Source organism: Streptomyces sp. NPDC015242 (assembly GCF_043079125.1).
Classification (GTDB): Bacteria; Actinomycetota; Actinomycetes; order Streptomycetales; family Streptomycetaceae; genus Streptomyces.
In genome coordinates this window covers 89,347-116,330 of record NZ_JBIBUF010000012.1, presented here as the reverse complement: position 1 = coordinate 116,330, position 26,984 = coordinate 89,347, and the positions used below count along the sequence as shown (strand labels likewise).

At 72.6% G+C, this 26,984-nt stretch carries 9 protein-coding genes; 7 read left to right on the top strand and 2 right to left on the bottom strand.

What is annotated here, in order from left to right; translation table 11 throughout:
- Nucleotides 1-7: 7 nt before the first annotated feature.
- From ACF07N_RS33475 to ACF07N_RS33465, 3 genes are all read left to right on the top strand, one after another.
- Nucleotides 8-1,636 (top strand): MFS transporter, encoded by a 1,629-nt coding sequence (locus ACF07N_RS33475; protein ID WP_392120298.1) that lies wholly within the window; start codon nt 8-10, stop codon nt 1,634-1,636.
- A complete protein-coding gene (locus ACF07N_RS33470) occupies nt 1,596-12,746 on the top strand; it encodes an amino acid adenylation domain-containing protein (protein ID WP_392120296.1) in 11,151 nt (3,716 codons plus the stop codon). Before ACF07N_RS33475 ends, ACF07N_RS33470 begins: the two co-directional genes overlap by 41 nt.
- Nucleotides 12,747-12,914: 168 nt before the next feature.
- Complete coding sequence (locus tag ACF07N_RS33465) at nt 12,915-14,942, top strand: N-6 DNA methylase (RefSeq protein ID WP_392120293.1); 2,028 nt, start codon at nt 12,915-12,917, stop codon at nt 14,940-14,942.
- A 5-nt stretch (nt 14,943-14,947) separates the two neighbouring features.
- Here the strand turns inward: ACF07N_RS33465 and ACF07N_RS33460 are convergent, their stop codons facing one another.
- Nucleotides 14,948-16,435 carry a serine/threonine protein kinase gene (locus ACF07N_RS33460; protein ID WP_392120290.1) on the bottom strand — a complete coding sequence of 496 codons (1,488 nt, stop codon included), beginning with the start codon at nt 16,433-16,435 and terminating at the stop codon, nt 14,948-14,950.
- A 339-nt stretch (nt 16,436-16,774) separates the two neighbouring features.
- Here ACF07N_RS33460 and ACF07N_RS33455 point away from each other — a divergent pair, with 339 nt between their 5' ends.
- The 4 genes from ACF07N_RS33455 to ACF07N_RS33440 are packed head-to-tail and all read left to right on the top strand — an operon-like array spanning nt 16,775 to nt 25,995.
- Entirely contained in the window at nt 16,775-18,229 is a 1,455-nt protein-coding gene (locus tag ACF07N_RS33455; RefSeq protein ID WP_392120287.1) for a PD-(D/E)XK nuclease family protein, read from the top strand.
- Nucleotides 18,226-19,401, top strand: coding sequence for a hypothetical protein (locus ACF07N_RS33450; RefSeq protein ID WP_392120284.1), 1,176 nt, complete (start codon nt 18,226-18,228; stop codon nt 19,399-19,401). Before ACF07N_RS33455 ends, ACF07N_RS33450 begins: the two co-directional genes overlap by 4 nt.
- Nucleotides 19,394-22,999 (top strand): hypothetical protein, encoded by a 3,606-nt coding sequence (locus ACF07N_RS33445; protein ID WP_392120281.1) that lies wholly within the window; start codon nt 19,394-19,396, stop codon nt 22,997-22,999. Before ACF07N_RS33450 ends, ACF07N_RS33445 begins: the two co-directional genes overlap by 8 nt.
- Nucleotides 23,000-23,022: 23 nt before the next feature.
- Nucleotides 23,023-25,995 (top strand): pPIWI_RE module domain-containing protein, encoded by a 2,973-nt coding sequence (locus ACF07N_RS33440; RefSeq protein ID WP_392120278.1) that lies wholly within the window; start codon nt 23,023-23,025, stop codon nt 25,993-25,995.
- 6 nt (nt 25,996-26,001) lie between these two features.
- Here the strand turns inward: ACF07N_RS33440 and ACF07N_RS33435 are convergent, their stop codons facing one another.
- Complete coding sequence (locus tag ACF07N_RS33435) at nt 26,002-26,967, bottom strand: serine/threonine-protein kinase (RefSeq protein ID WP_392120275.1); 966 nt, start codon at nt 26,965-26,967, stop codon at nt 26,002-26,004.
- Nucleotides 26,968-26,984: the final 17 nt, after the last annotated feature.

Genomic DNA, 26,984 nt, shown 5'->3' with positions numbered 1-26,984 from the left:
GACGGGGGTGGACTGGAGGTTCCGGTCCCTGGTGGTCGCGCACGCCGTGTCCGCCTACGGGACGTACCTCAATCTGATCGCGCTCAGCCTGTTCTCGTACGAGGTCACGGGAACCGCCCTGGGCGTGGGCGCGGTCATGGCCGTACGGCTGCTGTCCGGCGTCGCAGCCGGGCTCGCCGCCGGTGCGGTGACCGCCAGGGTCACGCGCCGCGGGCTCATGGTGGCCACGGATGTCGCCCAGACCCTCGCCATGGCGGTCCTGGCGCTGGGGGCCCGGGACGTCTCACTCGGCGTGCTGCTCGGCGCGGTGCTCGTGCTGGGGGCGGGCAACACGCTCTTCAACGTCGCCCTGCGCAGCGCGGTCCCGGTGATGGTCGGGCAGGAGGACCGGGCGCGGGCCAACGGCGTGCTGGTGACGGCCCGTTCCGTCGCCACGGTGCTGGGCTTCGCGTCGGCCGCGCCGGTCATCGCCCTCGGTGGTTTCGGCGTCGCGTTCGCGGTCAACGGCGCGAGCTTCGCGGTGTCGGCGGCGGCGGTGCTGGTGCTGCGCCCGCGCACGGACTCCGAGGCGGGCCGGTCGTCCGAGGCGGGGACCGGGGCGGGCCGGTCGTCCGAGGCGGGGACTGGGGCTGGTCGGCCGTCCCGGGTGGCGAACAACCCGGCGACGCTGACGGACGGTTCAGCCGACGCGGTGGCCAACCAGGCGACCGGGGCGGACGGTTCAGCCAACGCGGCGGGCAACCCGGCGACCGGGGCGGACGGCTCAGCCAACGCGGCGGGCAACCCGGCGACCGGGGCGGTCGGCTCGGCCGGCACGGCGGGCAACCCGGTGACCCCGGCGGACGGTTCGGCCGACACGGCGGGCCACCCGGCGAGCGAGGCCGACCGGCCGGTCGACCCGGCGACCGAAGCCGGCCGATCGGCGGCCGGGGGCCGACGGGCGGGCCGGGAGGTCCGTGGTGGGCGGCTGGGGCGGCGGGTCGCCGGGATCGCCGGGCCGTTGCTCGGCCTGATCGCGCTGCGGGGCCTGGACGCGCTGGCCTCCGCCTCGCACAACGTCGCGCTGCCCCTGGCGGCGAGCGCGGCCGAGCCGTCCGAACCGGCTTTGTTCATGACCCGGTTCTGGTCGGCGTGGGCCGTGGGCACGCTCCTCGCCCACCAGGTCCTCAAGCGCCGCCCGCACGGGACGACCTGGGGCGAGCGGGCCTTCGCGGCCGGCACCTGCGCGATGTCGCTCTGCTTCGTCGCGGCCTTCACCGGCCCGCCCGCCCCGGCCCTGATCGCGGCGGCCCTGGCGGCGGGGTTCGCGGACGGCTGGACCGAGATCGTCTACACCTCTCGTCTGCAAGCCGCCCCCGACCGGCAGCGCGACCGGCTGTTCGGCCTGTCCGCCACCGCCGAGCAGTCCGGGTTCGCGCTGGGCACGATCGCCGCCGCGGCCGCGTTGGAGACTCTGCCCGCCCTGGCCGTCGTGGGCGCCTTCCACGGGGTGGCGGCGTGCGGGGCCCTGGCCCTGCTCTTCACCGTACGGAAGCGCCACGCGCGCAAGGCCACGAACCGTTCGTGCACCACCGCAGAAGAGGGAGAGGACACGCATGGAGCGTCTACGGGGGCAGGCCGTCTGCCGGGGTCCTGAGCCCGAGCGGACCGAGGACGATCCCGTCGACGCGGTGCGGGCCCTGCTCGGCGCCGCCCGGTCGGCGCCCGGCGGTGCCGTCGTGGGCGTCGCGGCCGACGGCACGACAGCCGCCCGGCCGTATCCCGAACTGCTGGACGCGGCACGCCGGATGCTCGGCGGTCTGCGCGAGCACGGCGTGCGGCGCGGTGACCCTGTGGTGCTGTGCGGGCTGCCGCTGGACGAGTTCTTCCCCGCCTTCTGGGGCTGTGTGCTGGGCGGAGCCGTCCCGGTGGCCATCGCCGAGCATCCCGCGCCGGGCTCACCCGCCTTCGAACGGCTGGGCCACGCCCGCGCGTTACTCGACGGACCGCTCGTCCTGACCGACGCGCCCGGCGCCGCGGCCCTCGCCCACGGCACGCCCGCCCCGCGGATCGCCCTGGCCCGGGAGTGCCTCGCCGCGCCGCCCGCCCGGGACCACGTCGAGCCGAACCCCTCCGACACGGCCCTGCTGATGCTGTCCTCCGGCAGCACCGGGAGCCCGAAGGCGGCGCGCCTGACGCACGCCGGGCTCGCGGACTTCGCGGCGAGCAGCCGGCGGATCCTCGACGTCCGCCCGGACGACACGATGGTGAACTGGCTGCCCCTGGACCACAGCGGCGCCTTCCTCCTCTACCACCTGCTCGCCGTCTTCACCGGCAGCACCAACGTCCACGTCCCCACCGAGCAGGTGCTCGCCGACCCGCTGCGCTGGCTCGACCTCCTCCACGAACACCGCGCGCGGCACAGCTGGGCCCCGACCTTCGCCTACCGGCTGGTCGCGGACGCGCTGGCCGAGCGGCCGGGCCGTCGCCCCTGGGACCTCAGCGGCCTCAAGTCCCTGCTGTGCGGGGGCGAGCGGATCGTGCTGCCGGTGCTGCGCCGCTTCCTCGACGCGACGGCCCGGTACGGCGTGCGCGAGGAGCACATCGCCCCGGTGTGGGGCATGGCCGAGACGGTCACGGCCGTCACCTACGGCCGGCTCGACCGGCCGGGCACCGTGCACCGCCTGCTCAAGAGCAGCCTGGGCGGCGACCTGGCGCGGGCCGGCGAGGACGCCCCGGACGCGGACTGCGTCACCTTCGTCGCGTGCGGCGCACCGGCGCACGGCGTCACGCTGCGCGTCGTCGACGACCGCGGCGAACTCGCCCCGCCGGGCCGGATCGGCCGCCTCCAGGTGCACTCCCCGGCCCGGCTCACCCCCGGCTACGTGCGCGATCCCGAGGCGGACGCGGCGGCCTACCCGGACGGGCCCGACTGGCTGGACACCGGTGACCTGGCCTTCCTCGACGACGGCCAGGTCGTCATCACGGGCCGGCGCAAGGACGTCATCATCCTGAACGGCCTCAACGTCTACTGCCACGAGGTGGAGGAGGCCGCCTGCGCCGTCGCCGGAGTCCGGCAGGGCGAGGTCGCCGCATGCGGGATCCCGTCCGCGGAGCAGGGCACGGAGGAGCTGGCGGTGTTCTTCGTCAGCCGCGGGGCGGCCGAGGACATCCGGATCGCGGCGGAGGTGCGGGCGGCGCTGTTCACCCGCCTGCGCCTCACGGCCGCTCATGTCCTGCCCGTGCCGAGCGGCGAGTTCCCACGGACACCGGCGGGCAAGGTGCGCCGCGCGGAGCTGCCGAAGCGGCTGGGCGCGCCGGGCGGGGAGGGTGCGCCGGACGGGGAGGGTGCCTCAGGCGGGGACGGCGCCTCGGGTGCGAGCGGCGCCTCGGGTGCGAACGGCGCCTCGGGTGCGAACGGCGCCTCGGGCGGGGGCGGTTCCTCGGGCGGGGACGGCGGGCTCAAGGGGCATCCGGGCAGGGACGGCGGCCCGGGCCCCGGCGCCGCCGCCCTCCCGTCGGCGGCCGCGGGGCCCCGGGGGTCGGCGGTGCCCCGGGCTGCCGTGGAGGTGGGCCGGGTCGTCGCGGAGGAGCTGGCCGCCGTGCTCGGCCGCCCGGCCGCGGCGGACGTGCCGTTCTACGAACTCGGCCTGACCTCCGTGCTGTTGGTACGGCTGCGGAACCGGCTGGCGGAACGTCTCGCCCTGCCCGTCCCGCAGACCGCGTTCTTCGAGCACCCGACGGTCACGGCCCTCGCGGCCCACCTCACCGACACGCCTGTCACGCAACCGACTTGGGCACCCGCACCCGCGGCACCCTCCGCACCCGTACGCGACGACGCCCGCCCAGACCGCCGCGTGGCCGTCATCGGGCTGGCCCTGCGCTTCCCCGGTGCCCGGACGGCCGACCAGTTCTGGGCGAATCTGCGCGACGGCGTGGACAGCGTGCGGGTGTTCGGCGAAGCGGAGCTGGCAGCGGCCGGTCTCGCCCCGGAGCAGCGCCGCGCCCCCGGCCACGTGCCCGTCTCCGGGGTGCTCGACGGCGTCGAGGAGTTCGACGCGGACTTCTTCGGGCTGAGTCCGCGGGAGGCCGGGCTCACGCACCCCGCGCACCGGCTGTTCCTGGAGTGCTGCCACCAGGCGCTGGAGGAGGGCGGCCACGCGGCGACCGCGCCGGGCGTACGGGTGGGCGTGTTCGCCGGGTCCGGCATGAACCTCTACGACCACCAGCAGGGGCCCACGGCCGGCGCGCCCCACGACCCGGCGGACCCGGCTGCGGGCATGCAGTCGGCCATCGGGCAGGAGCCGGACTTCCTCGCCACGCGCGTCGCCTACCGGCTCGGTCTCACGGGCCCGGCCATCGGCGTGCAGACGGCCTGCTCCACCTCCCTGGTCGCCGTGCACCTGGCGGTCCAGGCGTTGCTCACCGGGGAGACGGATCTGGCGCTGGCCGGTGCCGCGGCCGTGCACCTGCCCCAGGAGACCGGCTACCACAGCCACCCCGGCTCGATCCTGTCCCCCACCGGCCGCTGCCGGGCCTTCGACGCGGAGGCCGACGGCACCGTCGGCGGCAACGGCGTGGCCGCCGTGCTGCTCAAACGCCTGGACCGCGCGCTGGCCGACGGCGACACCGTGCACGCGGTGATCCTGGGCTCGGCCGTCAACAACGACGGCGCCGCGAAGGTCGGCTTCAGCGCCCCCGGGGTCGAGGGGCAGGCCGACGTGGTGCGCCAGGCGCTGCGCAGGGCGGACGTACCGCCACGGACCGTCTCCTACATCGAGGCGCACGGCACCGGCACACGGCTCGGCGACCCGGTGGAACTCACCGCGCTGGCACGGGCGCTCGGCTCGGACGGCGACGGCCCGCAGGGGTTCTGCACGGTCGGTTCGGTCAAGCCGAACATCGGGCACCTCGACAGCTGCGCGGGCATGGCCGGGCTGATCAAGACGGTGCTGATGCTGCGCCACCGAACGCTGGTGCCCACCCCGCACCTGACCCGCCCCAACCCTGAACTGCCGCTGCGTGACGGTCCGTTGCGGCTGGCCACCGAGCTGCGTCCGTGGACGGTGCCGGACGGGACACCCCGCCGCGCCGGGGTCAGCGCACTGGGCGTCGGCGGCACCAACGCCCACGTCGTCCTGGAGGAGGCCCCGCCCCCGCTCCCCCGCCCGGTCCCCGAACTGCCCGTCCTCCTCCCCGTGTCGGCCCGTGACGCCGAGTCCCTCGACGAACTCACGGCCGCGCTGCGCGACCGATTGGCGGCCGACCCGGACCTGCCGGCCGCGGACGTGGCCGCCACCCTGGCACTCGGCCGGCCGCACCGCGCCGTACGCACCGCCGTGACCGGCCGCACGGCCGGTGATCTCGCCCGCGCCCTCGCGGACCCGCGGCCCAGCGGGCCGGAGCCGCTCGGCGGACCGGTCGCCTTCGCCTTCACGGGCCAGGGCAGCGCGCGCCGCGGCATGGCGGCGGGCCTGTACGCCGCGCACCCGGCGGCACGGGCCACGCTCGACCGCTGCGAGGAGCTGCACGTCCGGGAGTTCGGCGGGAGCCTGCTCACCGCGCTGCTCACGCCCGGCGGCCCCGCCCCGGACGGGACCGCCGGGGAGCAGGAGCTCTGGCCCACCGGCACCGCGCAGGCGGCCCTCTTCGCCCATCACGCGGCGCTGGCGGACGCCTGGCGCGCGGCCGGGATCCGGCCCGCGCTGTTGTTCGGCCACAGCGTCGGCGAGTACGCCGCCCTGTACGCGGCCGGTGCCCTGTCCCTGGAGGACGGGCTGCGGCTCACCGCTTGGCGCGGACGCCTGATGCAGGACCGATGTCCGGCCGGGGGCATGCTCGCCGTCCGCTCCGACGGCGCCACCGCACGCCGTGTCGCCGCTGCCTCCGGTACGGAACTCGCCGCGGTCAACGGCCCGTACGCCCATGTCCTCTCGGGACCGCAGCAGGCTCTGAAGGAGGCGGCGCGGCTGTTCGACCAGGAAGGGCTGCGCTGGCGTGCGCTGCCGGTCGACCGGGCGTTCCACTCCGCGGCGATCGAGGGCGCGCTGGACGAGTTCCGTGCCCGCGCCGAACAGGTGACGTACCGCGCGCTGCACACCCCGCTGGTGACCACGGCCGACGGGGAGCCGCGCGAGGCGGGCTGGACGGTCGACGCGGAGTATCTGTGCCGCCAGGCCCGTCGGCCGGTCCGTTTCGACCTGGCCATGACCGCGGCCGTCGCGCAGGGCTGCCGTGACTTCGTGGAGCTCGGCGCCGGGCGCGCCCTCACCGGCCTGGGCCGGCACTGCGTACCCGACAGCCGGTGGCTGAGCGGGCAGGGCGCGGGAGACACGGCCGCCGAGCAGGCACACGGCCTCCTGACGGCCCTCGGCTCGCTGTACGCCCGGGGCGCCGACCTGGACTGGCGCACGCTCACGGAGGACAACGGCCGGGTGCCGCTGCCCGGGCATCCACTGCGGCGGAGGCCGGTGCCGTACGGCGGTGCCGTACCGGCGACGGCTCCCGAGCGGGCCGCGCCGGTCGCGCCGGTCCCGCCCGTCGCACCGATCCTGCTGGAGGGCGAAGTCCTGGACCGGATACGTCAGTTGGCGGCGGACAAGCTCGGCCGTCCGGTCGCCGACGTGACACCGGGCAGCTCGTTCTTCGCGCTGGGCGCCGACTCGCTGTCCCTGATGAGCATGACGACGGAACTGGAGCAGCGGTACGGCGTCCGGGTCCCCATCCGGGAGGTGTTCGACACGGCCGACACACCGGAGAGGCTGGCGGCACGGGTCGGGGAGTTGCGCGGTGCCGGGGGTGCGAAGGCCCGGGCGGCGGAAACGGCGGTGGTCGACGAACGGGCCGTGCGCGAGCCGGCCGTCGGGCGGCAGGTGGCGCGGCAGTCGGAAGTGTCGGCGGAGTCGGCGGAGTCGGCGGAGTCATCGCATGGCCTGACCGCCCTCTTCGCCCAGCAGCTGCACCTGACGGAGAAACTCGTCGACCAAGTGGGCGAGATGATCACCCGCCAGCTCGACGTCCTCGCGAAGAGCGCGCCCCCCTCGACACCCACACCCACACCCACACCCACCAGGGCACTGCCCCAACCCCTTCCCACCACTCCGGCTCCCGCCCCCCTCCCCGCCCGCCCGGAGCCGGAAGCCACCGGAACCACCGACTTCAGCCTGTACTTCTTCGGCGACTACCCCCAGGACACCGACCGGGACAAGTACGGCCTGATCATGGCCGCCGCCGACTTCGCCGACCGGCACGGCTTCCACGCCCTGTGGTTCCCCGAGCGGCACTTCAACTCCTTCGGCGCGCTGTTCCCCAACCCCTCCGTCCTGGCCGCGGCCCTCGCCGCCCGGACCAGCCGGATCCGGCTGCACGCCGGTTCCGTGGTGCTGCCGCTGCACCATCCGGCCCGGGTCGCGGAGGAGTGGTCGGTCGTCGACAACATCTCCGGCGGCCGGGCGGGCCTGTGCTTCGCCAGCGGCTGGCACGCCACCGACTTCGCGCTCGCCCCGCAGCACTTCGGCCGGCACCGAGAGGTGATGTACGAGCACCTGACGACCGTCCGGCAGCTGTGGTCGGGGCAGCCGGTGCGGACGACGGCGGGTGACGGCACGCCCGTGGAGATCACCCTGCACCCGCGCCCGGTGCAGGAACGGCCGCCGATGTACGTGGCCGTCGTCGGGAACCCGGACAGCTACCGCCGGGCGGCCGCGGAGGACCTCGGCGTGGTCACCAACCTGATGACGCAGACGGTGGAGCAACTGGCCGAGAACATCGCGCTGTACCGGCGCAGCCGCGCCGAGCACGGTCTCGACCCGGCGGCCGGGCGGGTGGTGGTCCTGGTGCACACATACCTGGAGGACGACGCGGAGCGGGCGCGAGCCGAGGCGTACCGGCCGTTCCTGTCGTACCTGCGGTCTTCACTCTCCCTCTTCGACCAGGTCACGAACAGTCTGGGCTTCCAGGTGGACCTGGAGAACACCCCGGAGGAGGACGTGGAGTTCCTGCTGGGCCGCGCGTACGAGCGCTACTGCGCGTCCCGCGCCCTGATCGGCGACGAGCACACCGCCGGGGAGACCGTACAGCGCCTGCTGGCCGCCGGGGCGGACGAGATCGCCTGCTTCGTGGACTTCGGCGTACCGAAGGAGAAGGTGCTGGCCGCGCTGCCGGTCCTGGACCGGCTCCGCAGGAAAACCTCCGGCACGGACCGGCCACCACTGTCACCGTCCCGCCCCCTGCCGCATCCGCAGCCCCAGCCACATCCGCACACGCATCCGCAGCCGCAGCCACAACCGCAGCCGGATCCACAACCGCCCATCGGCACCGCCGTCCCGCAGCCCGAGCCGCGCCGACGCCCCCTCAGCCCCGCCCAGCGCCGCATCTGGTTCCTGGAGCAACTGCACCCGGGCACCGCCATGTACCACGAGCCCAAGGCGGTCCTGCTCGACGGCCCCCTGGACGTGACTGCCCTGCGCTGGGCGCTGGACCGGGTCGCGGACCGGCATCCCGCCCTGCGCACCGTGTTCGGCGACACGGACGGTGTCCCCTACCAGGAGACACGCGACCGTATGCCGTTCGACTGCCCCGTCGAGGACCACACGGGCGCGACGGAACGAGAAGCCCTGCGGTCCGCGCTGGCGGCGGACCACGGGCTGAACCTCTCCGACGGCCCCCTGGTCACGGCCCGGCTGCTGCGCCTGTCACCGGACCGGCACCTGCTCTTCCTCATGGCGCACCACATCGTCTTCGACTCCTCCTCCACGGCCGTGCTGGCCCGTGACCTCGCCGCGTACTACCGCGCCCGGCGGGGCGGAGGTCCCGAACCGCGGCCCCTGCCCGAACTGCCCCAGGTTCACGCGCCGGCCCGGCCCGGCCCGGCCTCCCTCGACTTCTGGCGGCACCACCTCGCCGGCGCACCCGACCTCGATCTCCCCACCGACCGCCCTCGCCCACCCGTCCGTTCGGGAGCGGGCGCGAGTCTCACCCACGCCCTGGACGCCGAACTGAGTGACGAGATACGGCAGTTGGCGGCCCGCCACCGCGCCACCCTCTTCATGGCGCTCACCGGCGCGATCGGCGCGGTCCTCGGCCGGTTCGCGGGACAGCGGGACGTGGTGATCGGTACGGCGCTGGCCTCCCGCCCGCCCGGCGCCGAGGACCACGTCGGTCTCTTCCTCGACACGGTCCCGCTGCGCCTGGATCTCACCGGCGATCCGGACTTCCCGGCCCTGCTGCGCCGGGTCCGCGAGAGCAGCACCGCGGCGTACGAACACAGCGGCGTCCCCTTCGACGAACTGGTCAGCGCCCTCAACCCGCGCCGGGACCCGGGCCGCAACCCGCTGTTCCAGGTGATGGTGGAGTACGAGAACGAGGGCGAGGCGGAGTTCGACCCGCCGCACCTGGCCGCCACCCTGCTCGACGTGCCCAGCGAGCGCGCCCCGTTCGACCTCAGCGTCTACCTCACCCGCCACCCGGGCGGCATCCGCTTCATGATCGAGTACGACACGGCTCTCTTCGACGAGTCCACAGTGCGCCGTCTCGTGGACTACGTGGAGCAGGTACTGCGCCGGGCACTCGCCACCCCTGGCGCGCCGCTCTCCGAGCTGACGGCCGTCACGGCCTCCGACCGCGCACTGCTGGCCGCCCTGGACCGCACCGAGGAGGCCGCGCCTCCCGGCACCCTGCACGAGCTGTTCGAGGATCAGGCCCGCCGCACACCGGACGCCGTGGCGCTCCTCGGCGACGAAATCCGTCTGTCGTACGCGGACTTGGACGCGGCGGCGAACCGCCTGGCGCACCTGCTCCGCAGCCGCGGCGCGGAGCGCGGACGGCGTGCGGCGGTCCTGCTCCCCCGCGGCCCGCACCTCATCACGGCCCTGCTCGCGGTTCTCAAGACGGGCGCGGCCTACGTCCCGCTGGACCCGTCCCTGCCCGCACCGCGCCTGGCCATGCTCCTCACCGACACGGAACCGGTGCTCCTCGTCACGTCCGAGGGCACGCCCCTGCCCGGCACCGAAGTCCCCGTCGTCCTCGCGGAGTCCGCGGACGACACCCTCCCGTCGACGCCGGTCGCGGACGGCCCCGGCCCGCGGGACCCGGCCTACTGCATCCACACCTCGGGCTCGACCGGCCGGCCGAAGGGCGTCGTCGTCCCCCACCGCGGCCCGGCGAACCTGGTCAGGCAGCACCTGGCCCGGCACCCGGCGCTGCGCACCCTCCAGTGGACGTCCCCGGCGTTCGACGTGAGCGTGCAGGAGATCTTCACGACGCTCGCCTCGGGCGCGGCGCTCGTCCTCGTCGACGACGCCGTACGGCACGACCCGGCGGCGGTGGAGCGTACGGTCCGCCGCCACCAAGTGCAGCGCCTGTTCATGCCCTGCACCCCGCTGAGGTACCTGATGGAGACGGCCCCCCAACTCCCGTCCCTCCGCCAGCTGTTCTCGGCGGGCGAGGCCCTGCACCTCACCCCCGCCTTCCGCCGTTTCCTCGCCACGCACCCGCACTGCACGCTCCACAACCAGTACGGCCCCACCGAGACCTCGATCATCGTCACGTCGCACCGTGTCGACCCGGAGGGCGAGGAGTGGCCCCCGATCGGCACGCCGGTGCCGGGGGCGGGCATCCTGCTGCTGGACGAGGCGGGCCGGCCGGTCCCGGCCGGGGCGGTCGGCGAGATCCACGTCGCCGGGACCCCGGTCGCACACGGCTACCACGACCGGCCCGCCGAGACCGCGGCAGCGTTCGCCGACGACGGCGCGGGCGGGGTGCGCTACCGCACGGGCGACCTGGGCCGCCGCCGCGCGGACGGCACCCTGGAGTACCGGGGCCGGGTGGACGACCAGGTCAAGATCCGCGGCTACCGGGTGGAACCGGGCGAGGTCCAGGCGGCGTTGGCGGCCCTGCCCGCCGTCCGTGACGCGGCGGTGCTCGCGCGCCGCGACCGGCACGGCGACAGCGAACTGGTGGCGTACGTCGTCCTGGACGAAGGAACATCCTGGTCCGAGGCCCGCACCGCGCTCGCGGCCCGCCTCCCCGATCACCTGGTCCCCCGCCGCTGGGTCCCGCTGCACCGCCTCCCGGTGAACGCGTCCGGCAAGCTGGACCGCGCGGCTCTGCCCGAGCCCGCCGACCAGCCGGCCGAGCCCTCGCGAGCGGAACCGGCGACGGACCTGGAGCGGACGCTGCACGACCTGTGGTGCGAGGAGCTGGGCACCCGCCCGCTCCCGGTCACGACTCCGTTCTTCGAACTCGGCGGCCACTCGCTGAGCGCGATCCGCCTGCTGAACCGCATGCGGGAGACGGCGGACATCGACCTGACCATGGCCGACTTCTTCCTGGACCCCACGATCCGCGGCATCGCGACCCGGGCGGCGGCCGCATCCACTGTCCCGACGCCGATGGCGGACACAGCCCAGGTGGCGGACACAGCGAAGCCGGTGCACACAGCGAAACCGGTGGCCACAGCCAAGCCAGTGGCCACAGCCAAGGTGGTCGACACCGCCCCCATGCCCTCCACCCTCCGCCGCCTCTGGCGCCGCCACCACACCCTCACCGACCCGAGCGTCTACAACATCGCCCACCGCATGGACCTGCGCGGCGACCTGGACCCCGCGGCCCTGCACGAGTCCCTCCGGGACGTCGTGGCACGCCACCACGCCCTGCGGGCCAGGCCGGTGCGCCGGCCGGACGGGACGTACGAGGTCGAGATCCTCTCCGAGGTCCCGGTGGACCTCCCGGTCACCGACCTCCGCTCCGCCGCCGAAGACGCGGAGGCGACCGTGCACCACTGGTGCGCAACCCGGACCGCAAGACCCTTCACCCTGCCCGAACCCCCACTGTTCCGCTTCGCCCTCGCCCGCCTCACCGACGACCACTGGATCCTGCTGACGGTCTTCCACCACGCGGTCTGCGACGGCTGGTCCCTGGGCCTGATCCGGCGCGACCTGCAGGAGCTCTACAACGCGCGCAGGACGGGAGACACGCCCCACCTACCGCCGGTCATCCACCACTTCACCGACTTCGCCCGCACGGAACACGCCCTGCCGGACGACCGCAGGAAGGCCCTGGAACACTTCTGGCACAAGGAACTCGGCGACGTCCCCCTGCGCCCGCCCCTCCCCTACGACCACCCCCACCCCGGCACGCTGTCCGGGCGCGGCGCCCTGCACACCTGGACGATCGACGACGACACCCCGGCCCGCCTCACCGCCACGGCGGCCCGCCTGGGCACCACGCCGTACACGGTGCTGGCGGCCACGTTCGCGAGGTGGCTGGGCACGCTGTGCGGCGAGCCGGACGACATCGTCCTGGCGGCGTCCAGCGCCAACCGGATCCCCCGCGACCGCGCGGAGACGGTCGGCATCGTGGGCGACGCGGTCCTGCTCCGGGCCCGCCTGTCGGAAGCCGGCTCCTTCGCCGCCCTGACAGCCCAACTGGGCACGACCCTGTTCCAGTCCCTGGACCACCAGGAACTCCCGCTGACGGACGTGGTGTCCCTGGTCGCACCGGACATGGCTGACGCCCTGTTCCCGACAGCTCTCTTCACAGTGATCACGACGGAGCCCCCGACCCTGCACCTCAAGGACGTCCACACGACCATCACCCCCCTCCCCCTCCAGGGCGTGGCCCGCAACGAGTTCTACGCCGTGATCACCCCGGAGGCGGAGCGCATCACGGTCACGTTCGAGTATTCGACGGACCTGTTCCGGGCGGAGACGGTGAAGCGGTGGGCGGAGTCGTTCACGAGCTTTGTGCGGGAAGTAACGCGCGCTTGATGGCGGCGAGGGGTCTGCATGGGGAGGCAGACGGCGTCCACCGTCAGAGGGGCACGGGCCAGACGATCTCGGGGCACGTGCGTAAACTCAGTCAAACGATGTGTCCAGCGTGCTTGAGCCATCGCGGCCTCTTTGAGCGTCAAGCCGCCGCGAGTTCCGGAGGAGATCATGTCCATGACCGCAGGGTCACCCCCGGTTGTCGTCACCCTGGCGGAAATCGCCCGAATCGCGGGAGTAGGGCGCGCCGCCGTCAGCAATTGGCGGCGACGATACGACAACTTCCCCTCCCCTGTTGGCGGCACCGACACAAGCCCGCACTTCTCCCTTCCGCAAGTCGAAGAGTGGCTGAGGCGGGAGAACAAACTAAAGACGGGGCTGAACCCGCTCGACCGGCTCTGGCCGGAATACGAGTCCCTGGGCGACCGGAAAACGGCGGGCCTGCTGGTGGCCCAGGTAGGACTGCGGCAGAGCGGCATCAACGCAGGCGGGCAGGCGGTGGAGCCACTTCTTGATCAGCGTCAGGCCCGCCTTCTGGAGCGCACTCTCGAACTGGCTGATCCGGACGAGAAACACACCACCTTCGACCTCCTTCTGGAGCGGTGGCTGCGGACCCACGTGCGGCAGGTCACGACGACTCCGGTGCAGCTGGCTCGGCTCATGGCTCGCGCCGCAGCCATGAATCACCCAAAACCAGTACAGACCGTCCTGGACCCTGCATGCGGGGTGGGGACGCTGCTCGTCGCAGCCGGCCGACAGTGGGGTGCTGACCATGCGGCGGGACTGCGTTTCCTGGGCCAGGACAGCGACGCGGTACTTGTGGAGCTGGCCAAGGCGCGTCTGGCGGTCCGCGGGTTCACCGAGCGGGACCTGTCCAACGTCTCGTTGGCAGCGGGTGACACGTTGAGGACAGACGCCCACCCCGCAGCGCAGGCCGATGTTGTCCTGTCCAACCCGCCGTCGAACGAGCGTGACTGGGGTCACGCGGAGCTCGCCACAGACCCTCGGTGGGTCTACGGACAGCCGCCGCGGACCGAGCCCGAACTCGCCTGGGTGCAGCACGTCATGGCATCTCTGGCCCCGGGGGGCGTCGCCGTACTCGTTCTGCCGCCTGCTGTGGCCGCGCGCCGCGCGGGCCGCCGAATCCGGGCCGGCCTTCTGCGGTCCGGCGCCCTCCGAGCGGTGATCGCCCTGCCGCCCGGTGCCGCCCCGCCTTACAGTGTCGGGCTACACCTGTGGATCCTGTGCGCGGATGGTGCTCCAGGTCGGGGCGGAGCAGACGGCGCGAAGCTCACGTTCGTGGACACTACACACGCCGGTGAGCCCGTGTCCGTCGACAGAGGCGGTGTCGACTGGTCCGCCGTGACCGCGCAGATCGTGGGAGTCCTTGGCGGTACAAGCACTCTGGGAAGCGTCTCAGTGTCGGTGGTGGACCTGCTGGACGACCAGGTGGATCTCACGCCTGCGCGGCGTGTGCCCAGGACACGGGCCGCCACCATCCTCGACATGAGGCGCCACTGGACGCAGTTCGAGGCGCACATGAGGGAACTGCGTGATGCCGCCGATGCCCTGTCGGCACTCGTACCCACGGACGGTGACGAGACGGTTCCGCTCATCAGCGTCGGTGAGCTGGAACGAGCCGGCGCTCTGGAGATCCGGACCGGCCAAGGGTTGCCGGAGTCTCTGGTGCGCCGCGGGGAACGCCAGGAGGACGAGACGCGCGTCCTCACGGGTGCTCCGCTGGCCGGGCAGGCGCAACTATGGCTTCCCGCGTCGGCCGTCGCGGCGGGCGAACAGGACGGCTCGCTCACGGTCACAGCGTCCCAGGACGTCATCGTCTCGGCGCTGGCCCGGGCCTTCGACGTGCGGGTGGACACCGATGCCCCCTCCGTCCTGGGGCCGCAACTCGTGGCACTCCGGGCGAATCCTGCAGTCCTGGATCCATGGTTTCTGTCCGGCTGCCTGCGTGCCCCGGCCAATGTGCACAGGGCCGGCACTCATGCGTCCACCACATCACGCATCGACGTGCGGCGTCTGCACATCCCAAGGCTCTCGCTGGAGGAGCAGCGACGGTACGGGGAGATCTATCGCAAGATCACCGTCTTCGAACGCAAGCTCACCGACATGAAGGGTGTGGGTGGAGAACTGAGCCGGGCGCTGGGGGACCTGCTGGCGGCGGGGCAACTTCCTCGGGCCTGATCCGGCTACGGCTCGGGCAACCGGGCGAGGAGGTCGGTCACCTGCGCTTCCCAACCGGATTCAGCCAGCTCGACGGCGACTTCGCGGCAGCGGCTCGTCAGCCGGTCGGGATCCGGAACGGCGACGCGAGACAGCATGTGCACCACCGCGCTCCAGCCGATGAACGCCCCGGCGAAGTCCCCCTCGGGCATCAGACACTCGGCGATCCCCAGGCGGGCCTCCAGCACGACAGGATCGGAGGGATCTCCGATCTCGGCCACGAGCTGGTACTGCTCCTTCGCCTCACCCGTACGACCGTCCAGCCGTGCGGCGTCGGCACACACCAGCCGCCCCTCCAGGACGATCGTCTCGCGGGCACCCCAGTCCGACACCGCCTTGGGCAGCAGGTCGAGTAGCTCGGCGCAGCGGTCGCCCGGACCGTCGGCGAGCAGTTCCGCCCGGGCCTGGGCGATCCGCCCCACGAACTGGTTGCGCCCCAGCCACCCGCCACGACGGCGGGCCGGACGTCGCGATACGGCACGGGAGGTGAGCCGCGTGCCCGCCGCGCCGATCACCGAGCTCTCCCGCAGGCGGTAGCGTGCGGTCGGGTCCGGATCCAGTTCCGGATCCGGGGCCGGGTCACCCGGCTTCGGCAGGAAGTCACGGAGAACGTCCAGCACTTCGTCGATGGTTTCGGGGCGGTCCGCCGGGGCCTTGGCGAGGAGGTCCCACACCAGGTCGTCCAGTTCCTCGGGGATGCCGACATTGATACTCCGCAGGCGCGGCGGCAGGTCCTCGAGGTGCTGGGTGTCCTTGTTCCGGTCCGGCTTGTCCTCGAAGGGCTTCTCCCCGGTGAGGACTTCGAACAGCACACAGCCGAACGCGTAGAGGTCCACCGAGGCGGAGATGTCCTGCTGGCCCCGCAGCTGCTCCGGGGCCATGTACCCGGCGCTGCCCGGCGTCGCACCGAGTGCCGTGTAACGGGTCGCGTCGGGATCGGTGAGGTAGGCGATACCGAAGTCGAGCAGCTTCACCGCTCCGTCCACGGAGGCGATGACCACGTTGCCCGGTTTCAGGTCCCGGTGCACGACACCGTTCCCGTGCGCGTGCCCCAGGGCTTCGGCGACCTGGACTGCGATGGCCACAGCGGCGTCGAACGGGAATGGCCGGCGCACGTCCAGGAATTCACGCAGGCTAACCCCTTGGACGTATTCCATGACGAGGTAGGGCTCCTCACCCAGGTAGCCACGGTGCAGCAGGCGCGGGATCCCAGGGTGCTTCAGTTCCTCGAGGATGACACCCTCGCGCTCGAACCGTTTCAGCAGCTCGACCCGGCGTCGTGCGCGCTCTGCCGGAGTGAATCGCCCCTGTGTGTAAGCGTCGAGCCGCAGGACCTTGACGGCGACCAACTGCCCGGTTTCCAGATCGGTGGCCGTCCAGATGGTGCCCATGCCGCCCTGGTCGAGCGCCTCATTGACTCGGTAGCGGTCGTCGAGGACTTCCCCGGCTTCCACGCCTCACCCCCGGCTGTTCATGACATGGTGTCAGCCATACTGTAGCGGTTCACGAGCCACAGGGAATCAATCGCTTGACTCAGTTCACAAACATACGCTTCCCTGGGTGCGTTAGCGCTCTCGTCTCACCACACCCGTGAGGGGTGCATCGTGTCGCTCCACCTGCCTCCGCCCGGAACGAACGGAGACATCCGACTCATCCGCACCTCGCTGCCACTGCTGCGCGAGGACCCTCAGGACTGCCCACGTGGCAACGCCTTGCGGGCCAGGGCACTGCTCGGTCAGGTTCCGCCGCGCCCGCGGGGCAAGCCCGTCGAGGACTTCGCCCTCGGGCCGGTCATGAGCGTTCTGGACGCGATCGAGTACCAGGGGGAGGACATCGACAGCGCTTTGACGCGGCTGGCGAAGAATCAGAAATACCACGCGGGACACGTGAGTTGGGCGGAATCAGCCGTTCGCTCCTACCTGCTGGCGCGCACGGCGCGCCAAGAGGAGCGGCGCCGGCTCGGGCGCCCGCCAACCCTGCCGGTGCCCGCCCAGTGGACGGCCATCACTCAGAGCGAAGTCCCGGATGCCCGCGGAGCGGTCCGCTACGAGCGCACGGCGTGGGGACGGCGGTACGCGTCCGCCGACGGGTCGGAACGCGAGCTGTGGCTGCTCTCCGTGAACTCCGTCAAGGGGGACCGACCGCCTTCCGAGGTCGCGGAGGCGGCGGCCGTGGCACTGACGGGCATTCCTTCCCAGTCGGCCTTCCGGGACATCTACCGTCCGGCACCCGGCAGCACTATCCGCCCGCAGCGCGTCCGGATCGTCGGCATCGGCTGCGGCAGCGGCGATCACGAGGTGCTGGCCGACTGGGACGCCGACGAGACCGAGCGGCGGTACACCGAGCATGCCAAGCCGGTGCTGCGCCGGGTGATCGAGGACGGCCGGCTCAACCCCGGTTCCAGTTGCACGCGCTGCGAAGGTCTGGTCGCCTGCGAGCAGTTGCCCCGGACTCCCGGCGTGCTCAGGGTCCGCGGGCCACGCCGCCCCCGCGCCCGCCGCTCCGTGTCGGCCAGCGACCTGCGCGTCCATGCGCGCTGCCCGGCGCAGTTCCATCTCACCCGCGTACTGCATGTGAAGTCAGGCGATCCGGAGAGCGAGCCGATCCGCAGGGGACGTGCGGTCGACAAGTGGCTCAACCTCTGTCACGAGAACGGATGCTGCCGCACGGCTCCCCTCCCGGACGCCCTTCCCGGCCTCTCCACCGCCGAACTGCCGACCGCGCTCGCCCTGATCGCCGAACACCAGCGGGCCTGCCCTCTCGACGGCCTGCCGTCCGAGGAGCTCGTACGGGTTCAGCCACGCCTCACCGCGTACGACCCCGAGCTAGATGTCGTCCTGATCGCCGACCCCGACCTCCTGTACACCCGCTCCGGAGGCTGGATCTGGCACGAGACGAAAACGGCTGCGAAGCCGCCCTGGGAGGGTCGCGCGTTGCTGGAGACGTACCCCCAGCTCGCCTTCGCGGTGCTGATGATGTCCGCCGGAGTGCCGAACGGTGATCCGCGCCGGTCGCTGATCGAGCTGGAAGTGCTTTACCTGGACGCGGAAGGGACCGGGAAGTCGCGCTGCGAGGAGATCGACCCCGGTGATCCCGACACCCTGACCGAAGCACGCCGCATCATCGCCGGGCTCGCCGGCCCCTGGGCGGTGGACGAGACGTACGCGCCCACGCCCGGCGGCCACTGCGGCGGCTGCGACGTGCTCACGCACTGCGCTGCCGGCCGCGCGCACCTGGAGGCACGGTGACCGCGACGACCGGCGAAGGAATGCCGCCGCACGACGCCGACTGGTCCGCCCATCGCGGCATCCCCCTCATGCGCACGCTCGCCACCGCCCTCACGGTGCTCGACGCGGCCACCGGCCCCGAGGCCTACTCCCTGCCCTACCCGCCCGAGGTGCAGCGCGCCCTCGACCGGACGGTGCTGGCCTGTCTGGAGCGCGGGGCCGAGCCTCCGCTGAGCCTGCCGGACCTGCTGTCCTGGTGCCGCGAGCGGCCGGTGGCGGACTGGCCGGTGGACCTGCCGACCGAGGCGGCCGGACCGGACGATCTGCTGCTCGACCCGGACTCGTCGCGCCCCACCGAGCTGTGCTACGAGTGGGCGGAGCAGTTCTCGGACAGCGCGCTGGTTCTCTACGACCGTGAGATCATCCGCGCCGCACTGCGGCTGTGCCGCGAGTACGGCGAGGAGGACGCCTACACCGAGTTCCGGCGGCTCCTGGTCACGCGGCCCGTCCTCACCTCGGCCGAGGAGTGGGCGGTGTCGATGGACCATGTGCTCGACCCGGTGAAGGAGCTTCTGAGTCGCATCTACCGCCCCGTCCCGGACAGTTATCTGCGCGGTGACGTCTACGCGACCTGCGGCCGGTGTCTCACCCTGCTGACGCCGCTGCCCGACGGCGGCTGGTGGTGCGAGCGGGACCGTTGCCGCCGCCGGGGCCGGCCGCCGGTGGGACGTCGCATCGCCAAGGAGGAGGCCGGTGAACTGCTCCAGTTGGCCAGGCCCTTGCGCCAGTTCGTCACCGGTCCCGGGCGGGCCGAGGTGCAGCTGGAAGGGCGGCTCACCGCGCTCGGGCTGAAAGTGCGCATGTGGCCGGCGTACGACGCCTACGACGTGCACGTCACCTTTCCCGACGGCTGGGTGTGGGCGGTGGACGTGAAGGACTGGGCCCATCCGGTATTCCTGGGGCGGGCCGCCCGGCCTGTGCCGCAGGAGCCCCGTTACGACGAAGCGTTCTGGGTCGTGCCGCAGGACCGTGTCGACGACCGGCCGGGCTACATCGCCACCTATGAGCGCAACCGCCCGGCCGCCGCCCGCCGCGTTCCGCTGCTCACCGACACCCAACTGCTCGCCCGCGCCGAGGACCGGCTCGCGCGCGTCGGCCTGACCGCACGTAAGGAGGAGGCCGGCGATGCGTGACCGCGAGAGCTGGCACCACCCGGTCAGCAGGGAGCTCGCCCGTTTGTGGGACGAGGTGCCCGCCGAACTCGGCGACGTGAAACCCAGCCTGCTGTGCCAGGCGGAACTGGCCCTGCGGATCCTGGAGCACATCGCGCCGCATGAGCCCGTCCGTGGTGCCTATGTGCTGTTCGGCGGCTACGAGTTCGCCGTCGCCCGGGGATACGTGTCCTCCCCTGAGCACGAGGTCATGCTCACCGCAGGCCGACATCTGCTGTGGCACCTGCGCCGCGGCCGCACCTGGGAGCGCACGCTGGAGACCTATCGGGGCCTGCCGGACCGGCTGCGGGCCTATGAGGTCAGCGCGCTCGACCGGCCGGCGCGACGGCGTGACCCGGCCGTCGCCTCGGACCGGTTCGCCGTGTACGACGCCGCCCTCGCCGCGCTGCCTCCGCTGGCCCGCAAGGCCCTGCCCCTGGCGCCGCCCGGCCGCGCCACCTTCGTCGACCGGCGCCGTCCCACCTCGGTGACGCTGCCCGAGGAACTGCGTCCCGATCCCGTTGCCGGTCACGCTCCGGAGGCGGGACGGCCGGGCAAGGGGGAGCCGCTCACCATCAGCCGGGCCGAACTCGTCGAAACGGCCCGCTGGATGGACGCGACGGAGCGGGCGAACGAGGTGGAGAACCCGGGCCACTGGGAGGAGCGCCTCACCGAGCTGCACATCTTCCCGCGCGACGCGGACGGGCTGGGCTTCTCGCAGGAGGGTGATCTCCGGCTGGACGGACTGCTGCACCTGGCCGGCATGGTCGGTGCGGGCAAGTCGACCCTGATGACGCTCCTCGCCGTCTGGGGAGCCCGCCGGACTCCGGCGTTGCGCACCACGCTCGTCGTGGGCGACGTGGCCGAACAGCTGCGTCTCACGGCTCTGTTCCGCGACCTGGACCTGACCGCCACACCGGTGCTGGGTCTGACCACACGGGAGACCCATGTGCAGCGGCTGCACCGCCGACTCGCCTCCCGCGGCGTGCACAACCTGCTGGACCACGACGACCCGGGCTTCGACCACCTGAGCACCGTGTGCGTGGTGGACGCCCTGCGCGGCACCGAGGCGGCACAGCCCCTGCGGTTCGCGGACGCACCGTGCACCTCGCTCTACCCGCAAAAGAAGCACGCGCCGGCCGAGAACCCGGACTCCGCCGCACTGCCCGAGCCCTACCGGCCCGGGCAGCGGCGGTCCCCGGCCGAGGACGACCGTCCGGCCGAGGTGAAGGGAACGCCGCACGGGTGCCCCCTGTGGTCCGTGTGCCCCCGTCACCGTGCAGCCCGGGAACTGGTCGACTCCCTGATCTGGGTGGCCAACCCGGCGAGCCTCGTGCAGTCGGCCGTGCCACGTCATCTGGGCGATGAGCGGCTGCGCCACCTGGAACTCGCCTGCCTGCGCAGCGACATCATCGTCGTGGACGAGGCCGACTCGGTGCAGATGAAGCTCGACGAGATCTTCGCGCCCTCGGCGACGCTGGTCTCCCCTGGCCCCGAGTCCTGGCTGGACCAGGTGCAGACCCACCGCATCGAGGAGCTGTGCCGGCAGGGTCGGCTGCCGCTCACCGACCAGGAGGTCGAGCGCTGGTCCGCCTCACTGACGGTGGTCCACGCCGCCACGGACCGCCTGTACAAGCTGCTGATTTCCGACGTGGAGCTGCGCGAGTGGGCCGACATCGAGTACTTCAGCCCGTGGACCCTCCAGGAAAAGCTGCTCGGCTCCTGGTTCGCGCAGGACCCCGAATCCGGGGCTCCGGACGGAGTCTCCGATGAGTCAGAACTGTACGAGGCGTACGAGGACGACGCTCCGGAGCCCGAGTCGGCCGGGCCGGAGGTGGACGCCCACCGCGCCGAACTCACCGAACGGTTCGACGACTTCCGGGACGACCCGCTGGGTGGCCGGGGCCCGTACGGCAACCTGACGGACGACCTCGTGCGCCTGGCTCAGGATCTGCTGACCACACTGTCGTCCTCGGACACGCGCGAGCGCGTTCTCGCCGTGCTGCGCCCGCTGCTCGCCGGCACCCCCGCCGCCGCCCGGGCCCAGGACGAGGCCTGGCTCGATCTGACCGCCCGGCGCCTGGAGTTCATGCTGCTGCTCAGCGCGCTGAACCAGCGTCTCGACCGGCTGGTCTTCCTCTGGCCCCAGGTCGAGGCCGCCCTGCACCTGGACTCGACCGGCAACGAGCTGTCCCGCCGTCCGCCGCTCGACTACGCCCCGCTCGTCCCGGAGGCTCCGATGGGCAACGTCCTGGGGTTCCAGTACCTGCCCGACGAGCGGGAACGCGACGTGGAGGGACGCAACAGCGGCACCCTTCGTTTCTTCCGGTGCGCGGGTGTGGGCCGCGAACTCCTGCTCTCGCTGCCCGACGTGGGCGCCGACGCGGGCCGCGGCCGCAAGGGACCGCACGTCGTGCTGATGTCCGGCACCAGTTGGGCGGGCACCTCCACACGTGCGCACCTGGTCGCCCCGGTGGGCGCGGTGCTGACCCCCTCACCACGGTCTCTCGAAGCGGTGAGCGCGTCGGAATTCAGCACGCACTTCCTGTACGACGACGAGGGCCGCCCCCTGAGCCTGTCGGGCACCGAGCCGAAGGCCCGTCCTGCCGCCTGCCGGGCGATGGTCAACCGGCTCGGCTCCCCCGGCCGGGGCGGCGCCCCGAGCCCGCTGGAGCAGGAGCTGGCCCGGGTCGCCGACAGCCGCCGACGGCGGGCGATCCTCCTGGTCGGCAGCTACAAGGAGGCGCACACTGCGGCGGAGGTACTGCACGAGATGGAGCGCTGGCACGGCCGCGTCCGTGTGCTGGCCGCCGACGACGCCGACCTGGAGCAGGCCGTACGCGGCTCGGCACCGCCCCGGGCCGAGGCGGACCGGGTCACGGCGCTGCGCCGGGGCGACCTCGCCATGTTCGCCCAGGACCCCACGGCCGAGGTTCTCGTGGCTCCGCTGATGGCGGTGGAGCGTGGGCACAACATCCTCAACGCCCAGCGCAACGCGGCTTTCGGCACGGCCCTGTTCCTGGCCCGGCCCCACCCGCGCCCGGACGACCTCGCCCTGGCCGTGTTCGCGATCAACGACTGGGCGACCCGGTTCACCCGCGACGAACCCGGCCTGCCGCAGGGCACGTTCAGCACACTGGTCACGGCCTCGGCGGACCTGAACGCGGCCGGGCTGGCCTTCCGGCATGTCGCACGCGCCGAGTGGCGCCGGCTGCTGTCCCGCCGCTACATCTACTCCCGCCTGTCCGACCATGAGAAGACATCCTTCACCTGGGACCAGCTGGTGACGATGTGGCAGGTCATCGGCCGCTTGGTGCGGGGTGGGGTGCCCGCCCGCGTGGTCTTCGTGGACGCCCGCTTCGCGCCGCGTACGGCCAAGCTGCTGTCACCCGGCGCGGCGGCGGCACCGCTCCCGCAGGGAGACGGGCTGCTGACCGGTCTGCGCGACGTGCTCGCCCCCTACTTCGCGGAGGGCGCCCCACCGCCCGACTGCCCAGATCCGGCTGACCCCGCGGTCGCCCGACTGCTGTACGCGCCGCTGTACAAGGCGCTGCGCGCCATCGAGCACCACACGTCCTGAACTCCTCCAGAGAGGACCCGACCATGGCTCCCCGCTACGACTCCATCCGCACCGCCGCCGCACGTCCCGTCTCCCCCGACGCCTCGGCGGTCGAGCGCTACCGCGCGCTGCCCTTTCCCGAGGAGTGGACCGGGGCGCTGCTGGCCCTGTGCAACGCGGGCCGTGACAAGCCGCTGGAGACGGTGCCCACGTTCCGGATGGACCAGGTCGTGCAGGCGCTCGCCCCCGACGTCCTGGTGCGCCCCCGCCCCAACCGCCACCGCGGGGAGGGCCGCGACTTCTGGCTGTACGCCCCCGAGGACGTATCCGATCCGCTGCCCGACGCGGCGCTCAGGGGACTGCTCGGTGCCTGGCTGAAGAACCTGCGGCCGGAGCCCGAGTTCCGCTCGCTGCTGTCCGAGACCCGCTCCGCGCTGCTGGAGAACCCTCCCCGATGGCAGGAGGGCGTATTCGTGGAGCTGCTGCGTCACGAACGGCCCACCGACGGTGGCACGGCCGCTCCGGAGCCCCGCCAGTTCCAGCTGTCCACCGACTGGCTGGCCCGGCGGATCCTCGCCCTGGACCCCTATGAGTTCGCGGGCGGCCGACTGCGTTTCCGGGCCATGCCGCGCGGGCCGATGGACCGGGGCGCCGAACTCGTATCGCAGGCGCTGGAGTTCGAGGGGAGCCGGGGTCCCGAGTGGTACTCCGTCGTCCTGAACATCACGCTGCAGACGGTCCCCTTCGACCCGCTGCCCCGCTTCCATGTGCACAGCCACATCCGCCGGTACGCGACTCGCGTGAGTGCGAGGACGGGGTGGCTGTACCTGCCGTTCGGCCGCCGCACCACGGTGCTGCTGCGCCCGCGGGTGCCGTGGCTGCCCGGGGCGCCGGCGAGCAACCGGTTCGCGGTGGCGCGGCTCGCTTGGAGCCGGGGCGGGTACGACTGGGTCGGCGGCGGGCCCGCCGGGATGCTGCGGAGCATGTCCCTCACCGAGTCGTTCCCGGACGCCGACGCCATCCTCACCGACCCGGCGGGCTGGCTGGCGGACGACATGCGTGCGGCGGTCCTGTACAGCACGGCCATGGGCACGCACGAGGTCGGAGCCGGCCTGATGACGGACCAGCGCTCGAAAATCGTGGAGTGGGCCCTGCAAGCCCTTCCGGAGCAGCTGGAGCCGGTCTCCGCCCTGGTCCGCACCCGGCTGTCGGGCAGCACGCCAGGCAACCCCCGCCAGGAGCCCTCCAAGGAACCGGCGAAGACCGAGGAGGAGCGCAGGCGCTCGGAGGCCCGACGGCGCGGCACGGCATTCGCGCTGCGCCACCTGCCCCAGGGTCTCTCCCCGGGTGAACTTCCCACCCTGGAGGCGCGGTTGATGTGGCAGACCTCGGTGATGCGGGACACCGCGATTGACGCCCTCGTCACGCACCTGGATCTGAAGGGCGACGGCGGCGCGCCGGCCACCGAGGAGGCCTACGACGGCACGGTGGTCCTGGAGTGGCAGTCCCCCGAACTCATCGTGCGGCTGCGCTGCCGCAGGCTCTCTCGCTCCCTCGGCCAGGACCTCGCCCTGCCGGAGGGCAACCGGCACTCGCGGGCCGCGATGACCGCCGCGATCCGCGACCGCCGCCGGAAGATGACAACCTTCCTCACCGAGGAGGGCGTCTCCTCGCCCGCGCCCACGCTCGCCCTGGTGGAGATCGACCGGGCGAAGGACTTCTCGTCCGCCGACCACGACGCGAAGTTCGCGCTGCGGCTGGGCTGTGCGGACGCCGGCGTCCTCACCCAGTTCATGGCCGTGCCGAAGAAGGCCAAGGGCTACAACAGCGAGAAGAACAAGGAGTTCCGCGCGGCGAAGGCCTGGGACGACGGACTGCGCCAGCTGGGTGTGCGGATCCACCCCGAGCACAGCCTCGGCGATCGTCTGCCCGTCGGTATGCGGTACGCGGCGATGTGGATGGTGCGCAAGAACCGGCGCAGCCGCACCCGCTGGGCGGGGCATGTGCCCGTTGCCGTGCTGGTCACGCCGGATCCGTCCGGTGAGGGGCTGGCCCGGGTGGAGGGCTGGGACGACGAGACGCGTACCTGGGTGCCGTACCCGGTGATGCTGCTGAAGCTGACAAAGCAGTGTGAGGTGCCGAAGGACGTGGTCCCGGCGCCGCGCGACGGCGAGGCTGTCGGAGTCGTCCGGCCGTCCTGGTGGGCGGACATGGCCGAGCAGCGGCGGGCGACCGAGGAGTGGCTCCAGCGGGTGCGCCGCACGCTGCGTGGCACGCCGACCATGCTGCTGGCCCACGGGCAGAACATGCGCTCGCACTGGACGTGGCTGCAGGACGGCACCGTGGTGGCGGACAAGTTCCGCGACGGCCACGCCCCGTCCCGCCGCCTGGACCCGGACCTGCGGCTGGTACGGGTGCGTACGGCACGGAACCGGGAGACCGCCCAGTGGTGGGGCGTGAACCCGGACGGCCCCAACGGCCTGGCCGCCCACCTGTGGACGGATCCAACTGCGGACCCCGACAAGGCCCGCGTCTTCTGGTCCACGACGCCCAAGGCCCGCACCTTCAAGCTGTCGGTCGCCGCCGACAAGCTGGCGCCCCGCGTCAACACCAAGGGCAAGACGACAATCGACACCGATAAGGCGGCCTGGAACCCCGGGCTGGTGGAGATCGCCGTCCTGGGATGCCACCCCGGCGACGGCGACGTTCCGGAAGCACTCGCACTCGCCGCGCATCAGCTGCGGCAGGCTCCCGACCTGCCGGACGCGCTGAGCCTGCCGTTGCCCCTGCATCTCGCGGGGCTCGCGCAGGAGTACGTACTGCCGACCCAAACCGAAGACGGCGGGGACGGCGGCGACGCCATCGATTCCGCATCCGACGCCGACCCGGACACGGGGGCGGCCCCGGGCATCGAGACGGCTCCCGAGCCGGAGGAGACGGACTGGGAGCAGCTTGCTCTGACGATCCCTGCGCAACCCACCTCTGCGGAGGAGTGGGAGAAGACCGAGCCCCGCTGAGGCCTGCTACCGCGCCCCGTCCGCCTCCCTGGCCCACTGGCGGACGGGCCGGGCATCCGGTGCCATGGGGAATCGGAACGGTCGGCACGGATCCGCCTCGGCCCAGGGCACCAGAGCCCGCTCCGGGTTTCCGGGTGGGGGGAGGTGAGCGGCGAGACACCGGTAGACCTCCCCCGCGTGTGCGGGGCGGTCGCCCGGTTTCTTGGCGAGGAGTTCCAGGACCAGGCTCTCGACGTCCTCCGGGACGTCGGGCCGCAGTTCCCGCAACGGCACGGGGGCGGCCTCGGTGTGCAGGCTCGGCACCATCAGCGGTGACTCGTGCTCGAAAACCGGTCGGCCGGTCAGCATTTCGTGGACCAGACAGCCAAGAGCGTAGAGGTCCGTACGCCGGTCCACAGGCTCGCCCAGCACCTGTTCCGGCGCCATGTACTGGAAGCTGCCGAGCCGTTCGCCGGTGGTGGTGAGCTTCTTGGTGTCCCCGTCGAGAATGGCCGCGACACCGAAGTCGAGCACCTTGACGACACCGTCGGTGCGGATGCGTACGTTTCCCGGCTTGAGGTCCCGGTGGACGACGCTTCGGGTGTGGGCGGCGGCCAGCACCGAGCAGATCTGCACACCGACGGAGGCGGTCTCCTCCAGTGTCAGCGTCTCGCGCTCCGCGATGTAATCGCCCAGGTCAAGGCCCTGGACGTACTGCATGACCAGGTAGTGCGTGCCTGTTTCGACACCCAGGTCGTACACGGCCGCGAGCCCGGTATGGTCCAGCCGCGCGACCGCCTTCGCCTCGCGCTCGAACCGTCCGGCGTCGTGAGCGATCTGTTCCGCTGTCAGCCCACTGGTCGGCGTCATCGTCTTGACGGCGACCGGCCGGCCCAGGTGTTCGTCGTCCGCCATCCACACCTGTCCCATGCCGCCACGGCCGATGGGGCTTTTGATGCGGTAGCGCTTGGCGATGAGCGTTCCGATGTCCATAGGTGACTGAGTGTGCC